The following is a 16,342-nucleotide window of genomic DNA, read 5'->3' as shown; positions in this document are numbered from 1 at the left end:
CGGCGCGAGTTATTCCTCGTCGGCCTGTCGGAGTGCTTCCTTCGACGCGTCAACCTCTGATTCTGACGGACGAGCGCTGAGTTTGGCGAATCGCGGGTCGTCGAGGAGTTCGTCGCCGAGGTCGTCGATGACGTCGACGTCCGGCAGCAGCGGAGCGAGGTCGGGCAATTCACTGAGCGATGCGAGACCGAGTCGCTCGAGGAACATCTCACTCGTCGCGTACAGGGTTCCGGTGGTCTGGGGATCGTTCCCCACCTCGTTGACCAGGCCCCGGGCGACGAGTGTCCGCATCACGCCGTCCACGTTGACGCCGCGGATCGCGCTGACTCGCGCGCGCGTGACGGGCTGGCGGTAGGCCACCACAGCGAGCGTCTCGAGTGCTGCGCGAGTGAGCTTGCTGCGCGTCCCGTCGAGAAGGAGACGTTCGACATAGGGCGCGTACTCGGACCGTGTGTAGAAGCGCCAACCGTCGCCCGCGTATCGCAGATCGATCCCGCTTCCTGCGTCGGTGAGGTCGCGGCTCATCCGGGTGAGCATGTCGCGAACACGTTTGACCTCATCCTCGACCGCGTTCGCGAGTTCCTCGGTTGTGACGGGCGTGTCGACCACCAGGAGGACTGCTTCGAGCGCCGACCTGAGCTCGTCGTCGTCGAGCCTGTCGAGATCGTCGACGCCGACGTCCGCAGAGTCCTCAGTCATCGCTAGCCCCTCACCCATAGTCTTCCGTGGTGTCGATGTCGATCTCGTCGGTGTCGCGGTCGCTGGTCCAGACCACTTTGAGTTCGCCGAGCGCCTCCGGCTGGGAGAACAGCACGGCTCGTTCGCGATACAACTCGAGCAGACCGAGGAATCGTGCGACCACTTCGAGTCCGCTCGTGCATTCCGCGACGAGCTGGGAGAAGCTGAGCCACTCCCCCTTGGCGTCTGCCAGGAGCTCCGACAGTCGCTTGGCCTGTTCCGGCACGGACACCGGCGACCCGTGGAGATGGTCGAGACCGACGGTCGGAATCGGTTTCGGCGCGATCGCCGCCGCGGCGATCTGCGCGAACTGTGCGGCGTCGACGCCGATCTTCACCTCGGGCAGCAGGTCCACGTAGCGGTCCTCAAGTGATACCGCGCGCGGATACCGTTGCAGTGCAGCGGCTTCCAGTTCGGCGAACAGTACAGCGACCTGCTTGAAGGCTCGGTACTGCAGCAGTCGCGCGAACAGCAGATCGCGGGCTTCGAGCAGCGCGAGGTCTTCGGGGTCGTCCACTTCGCCGGAGGGCAGCAATCGTGCGGCCTTCAGGTCCAGCAGGGTCGCGGCGATCACCAGGAACTCGGTGGTCTGCTCGAGGTCGGAGTCTGGACCGAGTGCCTTGGTGTAGGCGATGAAATCGTCGGTGACCACATGCAGAGCGACTTCGGTCACGTCGAGCCGGTGCTGGCTGATCAGGTTCAACAACAGGTCGAACGGCCCGGTGAAATTGGTCAGCTTGACCGTGAACTTCCCGTCATCCGCCGGGTCGGCCCCAGCAGCATCCTCAACGGCACCGCCCTGGGCCGCCTCGTCGATGACGGGGGTCTGCGTCACGTGCGCGTTTCGTTGTGGGCGATCACCTCTCGCGCAAGGCTCCGGTACGCGGCTGCGCCCGACGACTTGGGCGCCCACGACGTGATCGGCTCACCGGCGACCGACGTCTCGGGGAACCGGACGGTCCGGTTGATGACCGTGTCGAACACCGCGTCGCCGAACACTTCGACCACACGCTGCATCACGTCTCGCGAGTGAAGCGTGCGCTGGTCGTACATCGTGACCACGATCCCGCCGAGTTCCAGCCGCGGGTTGAGGCGGTCGTGCACCTTGTCGATGGTGTCGGTGAGCAAGGCGAGCCCGCGGAGACTGAAGTACTCGCACTCCATCGGGATCAACACGTTGTCGGCGCACGCCAGCGCGTTGACAGTCAGCAGCCCCAGAGAGGGCTGGCAGTCGATGAGGATGTAGTCGTACCGATCGGCCACGGGGTGCAGTGCACGGGCCAGCGCCTGCTCACGACCGACCTCGGTCACGAGCTGGATCTCGGCTGCCGAGAGGTCGATGTTCGACGGGAGCAGGTCGAGCCCGTCGACTCGAGTACGCATCAACACGTCGTCGGTCGCCGCGTACGGCGGCACGAGGAGATTGTGGACGGTCTGCTCGAGTTCGTGGTGCGGCACTCCGAGTCCGGCGGACAGCGCGCCCTGTGGATCCAGGTCGACGAGCAGCACGCGTCGTCCGGCTTCGGCCAGCGAAGCTCCCAGGTTGATGGTCGACGTCGTCTTGCCGACGCCGCCCTTCTGGTTGCACATCGCGATGATGACTGCCGGGCCGTGCTTGTCCAGCGGTGCCGGATCCGGGATGTCGCGGTAGGGACGGCCGGTCGGTCCGAGCTTGTCAGCGGGGACGTCGAGCTCGCCCTGCGTCGCCTTGGCACCGGCTTTGTAGTCCACCTGTCCGATGCTCCTTCTCAGTCTCCGACGGTCCACTGGCAATCCTAGAGGGTCGCCGCCCGAAGGGGTGCGACGCCGTCGGCGAGCCGCGCATCCTTCATGGCGACCGGCCGCAAGAACCCCGGCTCAGCTCCCCTCGATCTAGTCGAGAACACTTCCCTCACATCCCTTCAATTGCCTATTGCGGACATTCGGAATGGGCGCTACGATTAGAACATCAGTTCGAATAGCTTCCACCTCAGCTACAGGTCGAAAGGAGTCCCACCATGGCCAGCACCATCACCGGTTCGCTCGGTGTGGACACCTCAGGCAACGACTTCGACGATCTCGGTGCGGTCCGAACCCTCATCGCCGATGAGGCGCACCTGGCGTGGCGTCGCCTGCGGATGATCGGTGAGATCGCCGCTCGACGCGAGGCCGCGGCGGCCGACGGCGACGACATGCTGCTGTTGAATGGCACCACCGTGCTCGGCGCCGAGGTCGCCGCTGCCATGTCGGTCGGCAAGAGCACCGGGTCGGCCCTGGTCGAGTTGGCACTCGACGCCCGTGACCGCCTCCCGCGCGTCGCAGGCCTGCTGCGCGACGGTCTGATCTCCTTCGCCACCTTCCGAACGATCGTCATGCAGTGCACGGCAGTCGAGGACGCCGAGAGCATCGCGGCCATCGACGCAGACCTCGCGCAGGAACTGCGCGACAGCGGGGCCGTCTCGTGGAGCACCGGCAAAGACACGGCCCGGCGGATCGTCACCGAACACGACCCCGACGCCGTCCGCGACAGCCGCACCGCCCGAGGGAAGGGCGTCACCGTCGCCCACGACGGCGACGAGTCGGTCTTGACCGTCGCCGCCGACGCCGAGCAGGTCCTGCTCGCCAAGAAGGCCATCGACGCCGACGCTGCCGCCCTGACCTGCGCCGACGACCCGAGGTCGGTCGGCGCACGCCGCTCAGATCTGGCGATCGCCCGGCTGACCGGCACCACGTTCGGCTGCACCTGCGGCAACCCCGACTGCCCTGCGGCGGCAACGGCCGCCGAGATCGGCGAACGGTTCGCCACGGTGATCGTCCACGTCATCGCCGATGCGACGACCCTCAACGGAGAGTCGACCAAGGCGGGCTGGATGGACGGATACGGCGTCATCGACTCTCACCACGCACGCGAGATCGCCGCCAGGCCCGGCACTGTCATTCGGCCGCTCGATCTCACCGCCACCACAGCCCGGCCGGCCGACTACCGGCCCGGTGCGGCCGCGGACACCGCCTCCCGCGCGGTGCACGGACGATGCACCGTGCCCGGCTGCAACCGGACAGCGTGGGACTGCGACCTCGACCACGTCACCGAGTTCAACCACGACCGCCCCGCAGCGGGCGGCCCGACATGCCCGTGCAACCTCGGCCCGAAGTGCCGGTTCCATCACCTGGTGAAGACCCATGTCGACGGCTGGCTCGACGACCAGATCACCGACGCCAACGGCGTCATCTGGACCGAGACGACCACCCCGTCCGGCCATACGATCCGGGCACGAGCCCGTAACTATTGGCACCTACCGGGTCTGGGTCTTCTGCCGTGCCGTCACGGCTCCCCGACTGACCCCAGGCATCGACACCAGTGAGGCCCCGACGCGCAGCAAGACTCGCACCCAGGCCAAACACGCCTACCGCATGCAACTGCGGTCACGCCGCCGGTTCGCCCGCGCCTGCGCGGAAGCGGAACGCCAGGTGGAGTACGACTCCGCCGGACCACCACCGTTCTGAGTAGCGTTTCCGTACAGTCGGCCATATGCGTCATTGTCGCCCGGCCGCGTTGTTGATCGCTCTGATCGTGTTTGCACTCGGTGTCGTGTCGATGATCGGGGCGGGTCCGGCGTCGGCAGACTGTGTAGGCTACAAGGACGATCAAGCTCGGATCGCCTCGGCTCTCCGCGACTACGCCGTGGTCGCCAAAGTCCAGGTTATCGATCAGAAGACGATCGACGGTGCTGTCACCGGTTCCATGCCTCTGACCATGGTCGACGTCGAGGTGAAAGAGGCCTACCACGGAACCCGTGTCGGTGAGATCCTGAGCATTGCAACCAGTCCATCGATGGCAGAGCGCCGAACGTTCACTACTGGACCCGAGTACTTCCTTGCCGCGTCGAATGCTCAGGGCGGCAAGTACCTGGACACAGACATTTCGCGATGGGCGCGCCTATACGACCACGGATGCAGCCCGACTGCCGCTGCCGATGAGGTCGGACCGGAGTTCTTCGCAGAACTCCGCGCGAAGACCGGAGTCACCGCGGCGCCGAGCTCTGAGACCTCCGCGGCCGACCCCGGTCGATCATCCGACGCCACAGTCGTGTGGCTCGGCGCGGCAGGCGGCGCAGCACTGGTCATTGTCACGGCAGCGCTTGTGTGGAGAGCGCGTCGCGCCGAAGAACAGTAGACGTCAGCGTGCTCGAGGATGGGCCGTGGCGTACACCTCGCGCATCGTGGTGACGGTGACGAGCGTGTAGACCTGCGTGGTCGTGACTGAAGAGTGCCCAAGAAGCTCTTGGACCACGCGGACGTCGGCCCCACCGTCAAGAAGATGGGTCGCAAAACTGTGTCGCAGAGTGTGCGGCGAGACGTCCTTCGTGATGCCCGCCCGGTCGGCGGCGTCAACGAGGACCTGCCAGGCGCTCTGCCTCGACAGTCGTCCACCCCGAATGTTGAGGAAGAGCGCGGGTGTCCCCTTCTTGACCAGGGCAGGTCGGCCACGCACGAGATACGCATCCACCGCGGCGAGCGCCGGGCGGCCGACCGGAACGATCCGTTCTTTGCCCCCCTTGCCCCGCAGGACCACGGCGCGATGCTCCACATCGATGTCGTCGACGTCGAGCGACGTGACTTCGGAGATACGGGCGCCACAGCTGTACAGCAGTTCGAGCAATGCCCGATCACGGAGGGCACGAGGGCCGTCCGACGTTCCCGCGGCATCGAGGATCGCGAGGACGTCGTCCACCGGCAACGACTTCGGGAGTCGCCGAGGAGCCTTCGGCGGCCGGACGGCATGGGCCACGTCATCGGACACGAGGCCCTCCGCCGCCGCGAACTTGTGAAAGCCTCTGGCTGCGATCAGCGTTCGCGCCACCGAACTGTCCGCAAGCGGGGCCACCTCAGCTGCCGGGTCGCCGCGTCGGAGCGCAACGAGGAACTCGCGGACCGTGTCCTCACGGACATCGGCGAGGTCGGTCAGTCCCTGGCCCTCCAAGAACTCCTGGTAGCGGCGCAGATCACGACGGTACGACGCGATGGTGTTGGCCGCCGCGCCTCGCTCTACCGTGAGGTGATCGAGATAGGCCGCCACCACGTCGTCGACGCCGGACCGGCCCGCCATCAGGAGCTCCGACGCGTCTCGAACGCAGTCGGTCTGTCACGCCACACTTCGTCGACGCCTCTGAGGTCGGCACCCGTGGCGTCGGCGGCAGCCAACGCGAGGATCCCCGCGACCGCGGTCGCGTTGACGATCTCTCCGGACAGAGCCAGCCCGACCGCCTCCGACAGCGGATACCACTCCAGAGCCAGGTCTGCTTCTTCGTGCTCGCGCTCCGCCTCGGGAAGCGCCGTCAGATCCTCGGCGAGATAGACGCGCAACGCCTCGTCCGTGAAGCCCGGCGACACGTCGAGGTCGACAAGCACGCGCCACTGCGCCGCAGCAAGATCCGCTTCTTCGGCGAGTTCCCGTTTCGCAGCGTCAAGCGGACCTTCAGACGGGCCGCCGTCGAGGAGTCCGGCGGGGATCTCCAACAGTCGACGACCGACGGGGTGCCGATACTGGCGGATCAGAGCAACCCGCCCCTGCTCGTCACGTGCGACGACGGCCACCGCACCGTGGTGTTCCACCACTTCGCGGCGTGCCGTCCGGCCGCCCGGCATCTCGACGTCGTCGAGGCGCAGCGACAGGATCGCACCCGAATAGACGGTCTCCGAACCCACGGTCCGGAAGTCGTGCGATCCGGGCCCGCTCACTCTGCGGCCTGGACCTGATCGTCCTCACGGTCCGGCGCGTCGTATCCGTCGAGCTCAACCGGAAGCCGGGTCGCCTGCTTGTAGCGCAGCGCCGCGTCGATCAGGGACTTGAACAGCGGATGCGGACGGGTCGGACGGCTCTTGAGCTCCGGGTGCGCCTGCGTGGCGACGAGGAACGGGTGCACGTCCTTCGGGTACTCGACGAACTCGACGAGGCGACCGTCGGGTGAGGTTCCGGAGAACACGAGGCCCGCTTCGGCGATCTTGTCGCGGTAGTCGTTGTTGACCTCGAACCGGTGACGGTGACGCTCGCTGACATCGGTGGAACCGTACGACTTCGCGACCTGTGAACCCGGGATCAGAGTGGCCGGGTATGCACCGAGACGCATGGTGCCGCCCAGGTCGGCGTCGCCTGCGACGGCTGCCTCCTGATCGGCCATGGTCGCGATCACGGGCGACGGGGTCTCCGGATCGAACTCGGTCGAGCTCGCGTCCGACAGTCCAGCCGAGCGCGCGGCCTCGATGACCACACACTGCAGTCCGAGGCACAGGCCGAGAAGCGGGATCTTGTTCTCGCGGGCGTAACTGATGGCGCCGAGCTTGCCTTCGATTCCGCGGATGCCGAAGCCGCCGGGAACCAGAATCGCGTCCACGTCTCGAAGCGCGGTGTTGGCGCCTTCGGGCGTCTCGCAGTCGTCCGAAGGCACCCACTTGATCTCAGTGCGCGCACGATGGGCGAAACCGCCTGCACGGATGGCCTCGGTCACCGACAGGTAGGCGTCGGGCAAGTCGATGTACTTGCCGACCAGTGCCACCGTGACGGTCTCACGCGGATTGTGGACCCGCTCGAGAAGATCGCCCCACACGGTCCAATCGACGTCGCGGAACGGCAGCCCGAGCTGGCGGACGACGTATGCATCCAACTGCTCGGAGTGCAGCACCTTGGGGATGTCGTAGATAGACGGAGCGTCGGGCGTCGAGATGCAGCCATCGACGTCCACGTCGCACATCAACGCGATCTTCTTCTTCAAGCCGTCCGGAACAGGCCGATCGCAGCGCAGGATCAGGGCGTCCGGCTGAATGCCGATGCTGCGGAGAGCGGCGACCGAGTGCTGCGTCGGCTTGGTCTTCAGTTCACCTGACGGCGCGAGGTACGGAACCAGCGAGACGTGGAGGAAGAAGACGTTGTTGCGACCGAGGTCGTGGCGGATCTGGCGGGCCGCTTCGATGAACGGCAGCGACTCGATGTCGCCGACGGTGCCGCCGATCTCTGTGATCACCACGTCGGGGGCCTCTCCCGACGAATCCGGCTCGTGCATGGCGAGCATCCGCGCCTTGAGTTCGTCGGTGATGTGCGGGATCACCTGCACGGTGTCGCCGAGGTACTCGCCGCGTCGTTCCTTCGCGATGACCGTCGAGTACACCTGACCTGTCGTCACGTTGGCGGTACCCGACAGGTTCCGGTCGAGGAAGCGCTCGTAGTGACCGATGTCGAGGTCCGTCTCGCCGCCGTCCTCGGTGACGAACACCTCACCGTGCTGGAACGGATTCATCGTTCCCGGATCGACATTGAGGTACGGATCGACCTTCTGCATCGTGACACGCATGCCGCGTGCGGTGAGGAGCTGACCCAGGCTCGAAGCGGTGAGACCCTTGCCGAGCGAGGATGCGACACCGCCCGTCACGAAGATGTGCTTGGGACTGACACGCTCGGAACGCAGTGATCGCAAATGATTCTCCCGTCGGGGTGTATCAGGATTGCCGAATACCTGATGACCTACGGGACTTCAGCCTAACAGGGTTTCGCGCGGGTGTGCGCGACACGCCGCCGTCATCGTGCAGGTTCGGCTCCGACCGTGATGGCCGTCGCACCGGGGCCGGTGCCGAAGGCGTCCGAACGGCCCGCGAGCTCTTCGCCGAGCACCAGGATCGTCGTCAGACGCCCGGTCTCGCGGTCGACGTTGTCGACAGTCGAGACAGCGTTGCGGAGCGCCGGATCGGACCGCACGACGCCGATCGGCGAACCGCCTTCGGCTGAGCCTGTGCGCCCGACCAGTGCGCCGCCTTGTCCTCGCATCGCCATCGTGGCTGCGAGCCTGCCGACGAGTTGTCCCTGCGCGCCGGAGTTCTCGCCCATCTCTCCACCTGCAACCACCAGAACGAGGTCGGCGGGCTTCACAGTTCCGTCGGCGAACTCGATGAACTCGCCCCCGCGCAGGGTGTCGAGCACCGTTCGCCGATCGGCGTCCGATGCCGCACGCTGCCCACTCCGATGCAGTAGCGTGACGCCGAGCAAGTCGCCGGTTCGTGATCCGGAGTCCGTGAACTCGACGCGCAGCTGGGCGCCGGTCGGAATGGACTGGTCGATGACAGTCCGCAGTTTGGATGCGTTCTCGTCACGGATGAACGAGGTGGTGAGCCCGATCTGGCCAGCAAACGTCGCTCCCGCGTCGTTGAGCAGTTCCTTGAGCGCCGTCACATCCGCATCAGCAGCGTCAGGCGCCGTGACCACGAGCACCGACTTGCCTTTCAGCACGTCCTTGGTGAGCCGGCCGCCTATCGCGGATGTGAAGCTGTCAGCGGAGTTGACCTGAGCCGACAGGTCGTCTCGCTCGTCCTGCAGGGAACTGATCTTGTCGCGATCGGTGCCGGTGAGCGCGTTGACACGGTCACCGATGAAGCCCGACCCCAGGAAGAGTCCCAACGCAAGCGCGAGAAATACCGCGATCAACGAGATCGCGTGTTGACGCATAGTGATCATTTGGTGTTCCACACAGCTTTCATTTGGTGTTCCACACCCCGGAGACCCACTCGACGAACACATTCCAGCGGTCGACGATCCAGCCGGTCATGTCACTGCCGCCCTGCGTGATGATGACAGTCGCGATGAGCGCGATGAGCGCCGCCAACATCAGCATGGCGATGGCGGTTCCACTCACCCGACTGCGGTAGAGAGTCGAGACCGCTTTCGCGTCGACGAGCTTGGGGCCCACCTTCAGGCGGGTCAGGAACGTCGACGGGATCTGATCGCGCAGTTCACGATCGAAGAAGTCGTTGAGTGAACCGCCGAGGCCGGCTGTCACGATGAGGTCCGCGCCGTGGAAGTCGGCGAGGAGCAGCGCAAGATCTGCGGCGGAGCCGGCAGCGGGGAACGTCGTCGCCCCGACCCCGAGGTCTTGAATGCGTTCGAGCCCCGGAGCGTGACCGTCCGGGTCGGCGGGCAGGACGAGTTCCGCACCCGACTTGAGAGTGTCGGTGTCGATCTCGTCGGGGTCGCCGACGACAATCGCAGGACGGTATCCGGCCTTCATCAGGGTGTCGGCGCCCGCACCGACACCGATCATGATCGGCTGATACTCCTTGATGAACGGCTTGAGCGCCTTCAGGTCCGCGCCGCGACCCACACCTTCGGCGACGACGACCACGTGGCGGCCTTCAAGTTTGCAGTGCACATCCGGGATGCCCACCCCGTCGATGAGCAGCGGCGACTCGCTGCGGATGAACTCGATGGTATTGCCCGAGAACGCTTCGAGGTGGTCGACGAGCCCGGTCTTCGCGTCGAGCATTCGATCGGCGACGATGCGCTCGTCGAGTTCCTCACCCCGCGCCACGACACGATCGCCGACGTACAGGCGCGCATCGTGCACGCGAACCTTCTGTCCGTCCTTGATTCGCGAGAAGATCTCGCCGCCGACATTGTCGAGCAGGACGATGCCCGACGCCGCGAGCACCTCCGGACCGAGGTTCGGATAGCGACCTGTGATCGACTCGCTGACGTTCACAACGGCCGCGACCTTCGCTTCGATCAGCGCGTCGGCGGTCACTCGGTCGAGATCGACCTCGTCGAGGACGGCGATCTCGTCCTCGCCGATCCTCTGCAGGAGTCGTTTGGTGTTCTTGTCGATCCGCGCAATGCCGATCAGACCGGGAAGTACTTCGGTGTTCCGCGATAGCAGGGCAGGCATCCTCATGACTGCCATAGTGGGCCGGTCCGCCGACGATGACCAGGAGGCGCGCCGTAACTCAGGAAACTTTAATCACATCAGTCACATGCGTCTCGGCCTGTCGAGTGCGGTTCCGGCACCTCACTGTTCTGCGCGGGCGGCCTCCGCCGTCTGGAGAAGCTCCTCGGCGTGAGCCCGGCCCGTGTCCGAATCACCAAGTCCAGCAAGCATTCTCGCTAGTTCAGAGACTCGGGCGCCCCGGTCGAGCGCGGTCAGGGTCGATCGCTGTCGACCCGCGGACCCGCCACCTTCCTTTCCGATCAGCAGGTGATTGTCGGCAAAAGCGGCCACCTGCGGCAAGTGAGTCACCACGATCACCTGATGCCGACGGGCGAGACGTGCAAGACGTGCACCGATCTGGACGGCAGCACCGCCGCCCACTCCAGCGTCGACTTCGTCGAATACCATGACCGATCCCGAATCGGGTTCGGCCAGCACCACTTCCAGCGCAAGCATCACGCGGGACAGTTCACCGCCTGACGCGGATTTCGCAATCGGGAGCGGTGCGGCGCCCTTATGCGCGACAAGGCCGAACTCGACGACGTCGGCGCCGTGTCCCCCGGCGTGCGCCTGCGTCCCGTTGATCTCGACCGCCAGCCGGGGATCGTCCGCGGGGCGCAACGAGACGACGACAGCGAGCTCGCTGCCACCCATCGCCAGCCCTGCCAACTCGACGGACACCTTGGCCGCCAACGACTTCGCCGCCTTCGACCGTTGCGCGTGGAGCTTGGTCGCCAACGCTGCGACCTCATCGCGGATGCTGCGCGACGACGCCTCCAACTCGTCGATCCGCGACTGCGGATCATCGATCTCGGTGAGGCGGCGTTGCGCCTGCTCCTGCCACTCGAGCACACCGTCGACGTCGGCCGCGTACTTGCGCGTGAGAGATTTGAGTTCGGCCTGCCGGGTCAAGAGCGAGTCGAGGTCCGCGGCGTCGTCCGGCAGTCCAGCGAGGAAGCCGGTCAGCTCGTCGCCGATGTCGCCGACCACGGCCAGCGCCTCTTCGATCCGAGGGCGCAAGTCGCGCAATGCCTGATCGGCGGCCGACTCCAGAAGCGAGCGGACGGTGCCGAGCGCGTCGACCACCGAGCCGGTGTCACCCGCCACGATGTCCTGCGCCTGCGATGCGGCACTGCGGATGTCCTCCAGATCGGTCAGCCGTCGAACGATCTCGACGAGTTCCGCGTCCTCACCCGGAACGGGCTTCACGGCGTCGATCTCCTCGAGTCCGAACCGCAGACGGTCCGCCTCCTGCGCCATCTCCCGTGAGTCGGCTCGCAGTCGATCGAGTTCGTCGAGAACTCGTACCCACTTGTCGCGGGCCTGCCGGTACTTCGCCAACGTCTTCGCTGCAGCGTCGCCCGCGTACCGGTCGAGCGCGGCCCGCTGTTGGTCACCGCGGATCAGCCGGAGTTGATCGTTCTGACCGTGAATCGCCAGGAGTTCTCCGGTCAGCGCACCGAGGGTGCCTACCGGAACGCTGCGACCGCCCAGTCGTGCGCGTGACCGGCCGTCGGCGTTCACCGTGCGGGACGCGATGACAGTGTTGTCGTCGTCGACGTCGGCCCCGGTCTCGTCGAGGAGTTCGGCGATCGTCGTGCCGTGCTCGGCGGGCAGCCGGAAACGTCCTTCGACGACGGCGCGGTCGTCGCCGGTTCGCACGCGGCCGGCGTCGGCGCGTCCGCCGGAAAGCAGCCGCAGACTGGTCACGATCATCGTCTTGCCCGCACCGGTCTCACCGGTGAGAGCGGTGAATCCGGGATGGAACTCGGCAGACGCCGACTCCACGACGCCGAGGCTTGTGATCGACAGTTCTTCGAGCACCGCGGCTCAGCTCCTCCCCCGCCAACCCGTGACAGGCAGCGAGAACTTCGTGACGAGTCGGTCGGCGAACGGCTCGGAATCGATCCGCACCCAGCGCAGCGAACGCGGAGCGCGCACCACCTCGATGCGCGAACCCGCGGGCACATCGATGACACGCCGACCGTCGCAGAGCGCAACGCCGTCGCGGCCGCCACGGTGGATCTCCACCGCCACGCGCGAGCGCGGTGAGGTGACCATCGGGCGGGCGAACAGGGCATGTGCGTTGCTGGGCACCACGAGGATCGCCTCCAGGTCCGGCCACATCACGGGGCCGCCTGCCGAGAACGCGTACGCGGTGGATCCGGTCGGCGTCGCGACGAGAAGGCCGTCGGCGCCGAACGCCGAGACGGGTCGGCCGTCGACTTCGGTGACGAGCTCGAGGACTCCACTCTTCGCTTTGTTCTGGATCACCACTTCGTTCAGCGCCCAGGTACGGCTACGTGGCGCCGGTGCTCCGGGGTCGCTGACCGTCACGTCGAGGACCATTCGGTCCTCCACGCGGTACCTGCCGGAGATCAGCATGTCGAGCACCTCGTCGACGCGGTGCGACTCGGCCTCGGCGAGGAAACCGATATGACCGAGGTTGATGCCCATCAGCGGCACGGACGACGGATAGGCGAGTTCTGCGGCGCGCAGGAACGTGCCGTCGCCGCCGAGGACGATGACGATCTCACAGCCCGCCGCGGACGCCGACACGGGATCGGTCACGTCGATGTCGGCCCCGGTGCGGCGCAGGATCTCGGGGTCGATGGGATCGGCTGCCGCGGTCTGGTCCGGGTGACCGGAGTCGTGCAGGTCGTGGTCGACCAGGCGAACCGCGACCCCGGCGTCGGCACATCGTTTCGCGATCGTGGTCAGGGTGGTCGTGACCGCGTCTCGACCCGAGTGCGCGACCACCATGAAGGTGCGGTCTGACATGCTGGCCCCGCCTTCGGAGTTCATTCGGGACCGTCGGCGACGGCCTGGAGGATCATCTGCCACACGTCGTCGTCGACCGGCGGCACCTCAACGGTATCCGCAGGCCCGGACGACGTACTCCCCGTGTCCGTCTTCCGCAGCCACAGGAAGTACTCGACGTTGCCCGACGGTCCCGGCAGCGGACTCGCGACAACACCGAGGGTCGTGAGTCCGAGCGTCCGTGCCGTCCGAGCGACGTCCGCGACCACTTCTGCGCGTAGCGCCGGGTCTCGGACGACTCCGCCAGATCCGACGCGGTCCTTGCCGACCTCGAACTGAGGCTTCACCATCGGAAGCGCATCACCGCCGACGGCGAGACACGCCGCGAGCGCGGGCAGCACGAGGCGTAGCGAGATGAACGAGAGGTCGCCGACGATGAGGTCGACCTCTCCTCCGATCGAGTCGGCCGTGATTGTTCGGACGTTGGTGCGATCGTGGACGTGGACGCGGTCGTCAGTCTGCAGCTTCCACACCAACTGGCCGTAGCCGACGTCGACGGCTTCGACCTCTCGGGCTCCTCGACGCAGGAGCACATCGGTGAAGCCGCCGGTGGACGCGCCCGCGTCCAGGCAGCGCTTTCCGTCGACGGAGACTCCTCGAGGTTCGAACGCCTCGAGGGCGCCGAGCAGCTTGTGAGCTCCTCGAGACGCCCAGTCATCGGTGTCCGGCTCGGTGACCAGCACCGGAGTGTCTCGTGCGACGTTGGTCGCGGCCTTCGAGGCCACGGTTCCGTTGACTTTCACTTTGCCTGCGTCGATCAGCTCACGGGCCTGCTCACGCGAACGGGCGAGACCCCGGCGGACCAGCTCGGCGTCGAGGCGTGCACGAGCCGCCATCAGCGTGCGTCCTCGAGAGCCGCCGACAGTGCGTCGTGTGCCTGAGTGAGCAGTTGAGCCTGCCGAGACACTGCGCCGAGGTCGAACTCGTCTCCGACGACGGCGGAGATCATCGCTGCTTCTTCGAGGAGTTCGTCCACTGCGCCTGACACTGGATGATCTGCAGGATCACCCGGTTCTGAGGTGCGCTGAGCTGCCTGTGCGGCCATCGCCCCGGGTGACGGACGTTCCGGTGTGCGACCTGTGTGCGCAAAACCTGTCTGGGTGGGGTCTGCCTCGGAGTTCATAACGTATCCAGGCTAACGCAGGGCGGCGAGACCGACCGCCGCGAGTGCTTCTGCCGCCGTGTCGTCCTCGGCCGCGATACGCAGGTCACGCGTTCCGACATCAGCGGTCCAGACTGCGTGCGCCAGGGTCGGCAGAAGGGCGAGCGGATCGCTCGCACCGCGTGATGCGACAGTGACGTGCTCGTCGATGACCTGCACTCGCCAATCGTCGTGTGGTCCGATCCGCAGCGATTCCGCATCGGACGCGAGCCCGGCGAGGCCGTTCGCGGCGACGTATGTCGGACGGCAGTTCGGGCCTGCAGCCAGCATGTCGACGGCAGTCGACACCCCGGTCAGCACGAGGAGACTGTCGAGACCCACGGTGTGCGCGCCTGCGATGTCGGTGTCGAGTCGGTCACCGACGACAAGTGGACGACGGCCTTCGCCACGCGAGAGGGCATCGCGCATGATGGGTGCCGCAGGTTTGCCCGCGACAAGCGGTTCGGCACCGGTGGCCGATTTGACCGCGGCGACCATCGAACCGTTGCCGACGAGAAGTCCTCGTTCGTTCGGCAGTGTCGTGTCGACATTGCACGCGACCCAGACGGCCCCGTTTCGCACCGCGAGCGCCGCTTCGGACAGCTCGGCCCACCCGGTGTCCGGTGAGTGCCCCTGTACCACCGCGGCCGGGATGTCGTCAGCTGAGTCCACGACGACCAGCCCACGGGCGCTGATCTCGTCGCGGAGGCTTTGTGCACCGACGACAAGCACCGTGCTGCCCGCCGGAACTCGCTCTGCGACAAGCGTTGCGCCGGCCTGTGCGCTTGTCACGACTTGGTCGGAGTGCGCCGAGAAGCCGAGCGCGGCGAGGTGATCTGCGACCTCGTCCGGAGAACGGCTCGCATTGTTCGTCACGAACAGGACTCCGGCCGCGGCATCGTTCACGGCCGACACTGCATGCGGGAGCGCAGACGCTCCGGCGAAGAGGGTGCCGTCCAGGTCGAAGAGAAGTGTGTCGTAGTGGGCGCCGAGACTTGTCGACTCGGTCCCAGAGCTGATGCCTTTGCCGTCGACGACGCCGTCTGTGGACTCCGACTCAACGGCTGTGAGGTCCATGAGCCGGAATTCGGCGTCGGTGAGGTCTTCTACGTCGGCGGCAGCGGCATTCTGGAACCAGGTCAATGCATCCGCACGCCGGCCGGCCGCTTCGAGTGACGATGCGTAGGCGTAGAACAAGCGGGCGGCGTCGCTGCCGACACGTCCGGGACGCAGATCTCCGGTCTCGAGGAGAGCGACCGACCGCTCGGGCTGACCGAGATCGAGGCACGCTCCGGACGCCACGATGAGCATCTCGAGCGCTTCCTCGCCGGTCAGGGCGCGCCCGTCTTCGCTCTCGGCGATCTCTACTGCCCGTTCAGGCCGACCGAGGCCGCGCTCGCTGTCGGCGATCAGCGGCAACAGTTCGTCGGCGCCCGTCATGCGGCGTGCCGCACGGAGTTCGGTGATCGCTTCCTGCCACTCTCCGGCGTTGTACGCAGCGATCCCGGCGGTTTCGCGGACGACCCCGACACGCGCCCCTCGCGCTCGTGCGGCACGCGCGTGCGCGAGTGCCGCATCTGGGTCTACCCCGAGCAGGTCTGACGCCATCACCAGGTGTCGAGCCACCCGATCCGCAGTGGTCCGATCCAATGCCTGGAGATCGCGACGGATCTCCGGATCCAGATCCGACGCAGACACATCGTCCGGCAGTGTCGGCTCGTCGCTGTGGGGCTTGCTCATGTCGTCCAATCTACCCGGGTGCAGAAAGTATTCGAGCCCCTCAACCACAAGGGTTGAGGGGCTCGAATAAATGTTGAGTTCGGCGGTGTCCTACTCTCCCACACTGACTAAAGTGCAGTACCATCGGCGCTGGAGGGCTTAGCTTCCGGGTTCGGAATGGGGCCGGGCGTTTCCCCTCCGC

At 66.4% G+C, this 16,342-nt stretch carries 15 protein-coding genes and 1 rRNA gene; 2 read left to right on the top strand and 14 right to left on the bottom strand.

The window, feature by feature from the left end:
- Positions 1–9: 9 nt before the first annotated feature.
- The 3 genes from scpB to WFK36_RS07170 are packed head-to-tail and all read right to left on the bottom strand — an operon-like array spanning position 10 to position 2,469.
- A complete protein-coding gene (scpB, locus tag WFK36_RS07180) occupies positions 10–717 on the bottom strand; it encodes an SMC-Scp complex subunit ScpB (RefSeq protein WP_008381783.1) in 708 nt (235 codons plus the stop codon).
- Entirely contained in the window at positions 710–1,573 is an 864-nt protein-coding gene (locus WFK36_RS07175; protein ID WP_336791042.1) for a segregation and condensation protein A, read from the bottom strand. The genes scpB and WFK36_RS07175 overlap by 8 nt, the downstream gene beginning before the upstream one ends.
- The gene (locus WFK36_RS07170; protein WP_336791040.1) at positions 1,570–2,469 is read right to left on the bottom strand and encodes a ParA family protein; all 900 of its coding nucleotides are present in this window, start codon (positions 2,467–2,469) and stop codon (positions 1,570–1,572) included. The genes WFK36_RS07175 and WFK36_RS07170 overlap by 4 nt, the downstream gene beginning before the upstream one ends.
- 266 nt (positions 2,470–2,735) lie before the next feature.
- On the opposite strand from WFK36_RS07170, the gene WFK36_RS07165 reads away from it, so the two are divergent.
- Together WFK36_RS07165 and WFK36_RS07160 are read left to right on the top strand one after the other, a co-directional pair.
- On the top strand, positions 2,736–4,079 hold the full coding sequence (locus tag WFK36_RS07165) for an HNH endonuclease signature motif containing protein (RefSeq protein WP_336791038.1): 1,344 nt from the start codon (positions 2,736–2,738) through the stop codon (positions 4,077–4,079).
- Positions 4,080–4,246: 167 nt separating this feature from the next.
- Complete coding sequence (locus WFK36_RS07160; RefSeq protein WP_336791036.1) at positions 4,247–4,891, top strand: hypothetical protein; 645 nt, start codon at positions 4,247–4,249, stop codon at positions 4,889–4,891.
- Positions 4,892–4,894: 3 nt separating this feature from the next.
- Here WFK36_RS07160 and xerD read toward each other — a convergent pair whose 3' ends face one another.
- From xerD to rrf, 11 genes are all read right to left on the bottom strand, one after another.
- Complete coding sequence (gene xerD / locus WFK36_RS07155; RefSeq protein WP_336791034.1) at positions 4,895–5,824, bottom strand: site-specific tyrosine recombinase XerD; 930 nt, start codon at positions 5,822–5,824, stop codon at positions 4,895–4,897.
- Positions 5,824–6,456, bottom strand: coding sequence for an NUDIX hydrolase (locus tag WFK36_RS07150; RefSeq protein ID WP_336791032.1), 633 nt, complete (start codon positions 6,454–6,456; stop codon positions 5,824–5,826). Before WFK36_RS07150 ends, xerD begins: the two co-directional genes overlap by 1 nt.
- Positions 6,453–8,186, bottom strand: coding sequence for a CTP synthase (locus WFK36_RS07145; RefSeq protein ID WP_336791030.1), 1,734 nt, complete (start codon positions 8,184–8,186; stop codon positions 6,453–6,455). The genes WFK36_RS07150 and WFK36_RS07145 overlap by 4 nt, the downstream gene beginning before the upstream one ends.
- Positions 8,187–8,287: 101 nt before the next feature.
- Positions 8,288–9,217 (bottom strand): copper transporter, encoded by a 930-nt coding sequence (locus WFK36_RS07140; protein ID WP_336791028.1) that lies wholly within the window; start codon positions 9,215–9,217, stop codon positions 8,288–8,290.
- Between the two features lie 19 nt (positions 9,218–9,236).
- The gene (gene steA, locus WFK36_RS07135; RefSeq protein WP_336791901.1) at positions 9,237–10,421 is read right to left on the bottom strand and encodes a putative cytokinetic ring protein SteA; all 1,185 of its coding nucleotides are present in this window, start codon (positions 10,419–10,421) and stop codon (positions 9,237–9,239) included.
- 120 nt (positions 10,422–10,541) lie between these two features.
- Entirely contained in the window at positions 10,542–12,284 is a 1,743-nt protein-coding gene (gene recN / locus WFK36_RS07130; RefSeq protein ID WP_336791026.1) for a DNA repair protein RecN, read from the bottom strand.
- Positions 12,285–12,290: 6 nt separating this feature from the next.
- Positions 12,291–13,241: an NAD kinase gene (locus WFK36_RS07125; protein WP_336791024.1), complete on the bottom strand. Its 951-nt coding sequence runs from the start codon at positions 13,239–13,241 to the stop codon at positions 12,291–12,293.
- Positions 13,242–13,261: 20 nt separating this feature from the next.
- Positions 13,262–14,116 carry a TlyA family RNA methyltransferase gene (locus WFK36_RS07120; RefSeq protein ID WP_336791022.1) on the bottom strand — a complete coding sequence of 285 codons (855 nt, stop codon included), beginning with the start codon at positions 14,114–14,116 and terminating at the stop codon, positions 13,262–13,264.
- Positions 14,116–14,403 carry a hypothetical protein gene (locus tag WFK36_RS07115; protein ID WP_336791020.1) on the bottom strand — a complete coding sequence of 96 codons (288 nt, stop codon included), beginning with the start codon at positions 14,401–14,403 and terminating at the stop codon, positions 14,116–14,118. Before WFK36_RS07115 ends, WFK36_RS07120 begins: the two co-directional genes overlap by 1 nt.
- 12 nt (positions 14,404–14,415) lie before the next feature.
- Complete coding sequence (locus WFK36_RS07110) at positions 14,416–16,161, bottom strand: HAD-IIA family hydrolase (protein WP_336791018.1); 1,746 nt, start codon at positions 16,159–16,161, stop codon at positions 14,416–14,418.
- Positions 16,162–16,238: 77 nt separating this feature from the next.
- Positions 16,239–16,342, bottom strand: a 5S ribosomal RNA gene (gene rrf / locus WFK36_RS07105); the annotation flags it as partial.

The organism is Gordonia malaquae, assembly GCF_037148075.1.
Taxonomy (GTDB): domain Bacteria; phylum Actinomycetota; class Actinomycetes; order Mycobacteriales; family Mycobacteriaceae; genus Gordonia; species Gordonia malaquae.
The sequence above is the reverse complement of the archived record's forward strand: the minus strand, read 5'-3'. Positions and strand labels throughout refer to the sequence as shown.

Coding starts and splice junctions, on each gene's coding strand:
- scpB (WP_008381783.1), bottom strand. CDS start 717: ATGGGTGAGGGGCTAGCGATGACTGAGGACTCTGCGGACGTCGGCGTC.
- WFK36_RS07165 (WP_336791038.1), top strand. CDS start 2,736: ATGGCCAGCACCATCACCGGTTCGCTCGGTGTGGACACCTCAGGCAAC.
- WFK36_RS07160 (WP_336791036.1), top strand. CDS start 4,247: ATGCGTCATTGTCGCCCGGCCGCGTTGTTGATCGCTCTGATCGTGTTT.
- xerD (WP_336791034.1), bottom strand. CDS start 5,824: ATGGCGGGCCGGTCCGGCGTCGACGACGTGGTGGCGGCCTATCTCGAT.
- WFK36_RS07140 (WP_336791028.1), bottom strand. CDS start 9,217: ATGATCACTATGCGTCAACACGCGATCTCGTTGATCGCGGTATTTCTC.
- steA (WP_336791901.1), bottom strand. CDS start 10,421: ATGCCTGCCCTGCTATCGCGGAACACCGAAGTACTTCCCGGTCTGATC.
- WFK36_RS07125 (WP_336791024.1), bottom strand. CDS start 13,241: ATGTCAGACCGCACCTTCATGGTGGTCGCGCACTCGGGTCGAGACGCG.
- WFK36_RS07120 (WP_336791022.1), bottom strand. CDS start 14,116: ATGGCGGCTCGTGCACGCCTCGACGCCGAGCTGGTCCGCCGGGGTCTC.
- WFK36_RS07115 (WP_336791020.1), bottom strand. CDS start 14,403: ATGAACTCCGAGGCAGACCCCACCCAGACAGGTTTTGCGCACACAGGT.
- WFK36_RS07110 (WP_336791018.1), bottom strand. CDS start 16,161: ATGAGCAAGCCCCACAGCGACGAGCCGACACTGCCGGACGATGTGTCT.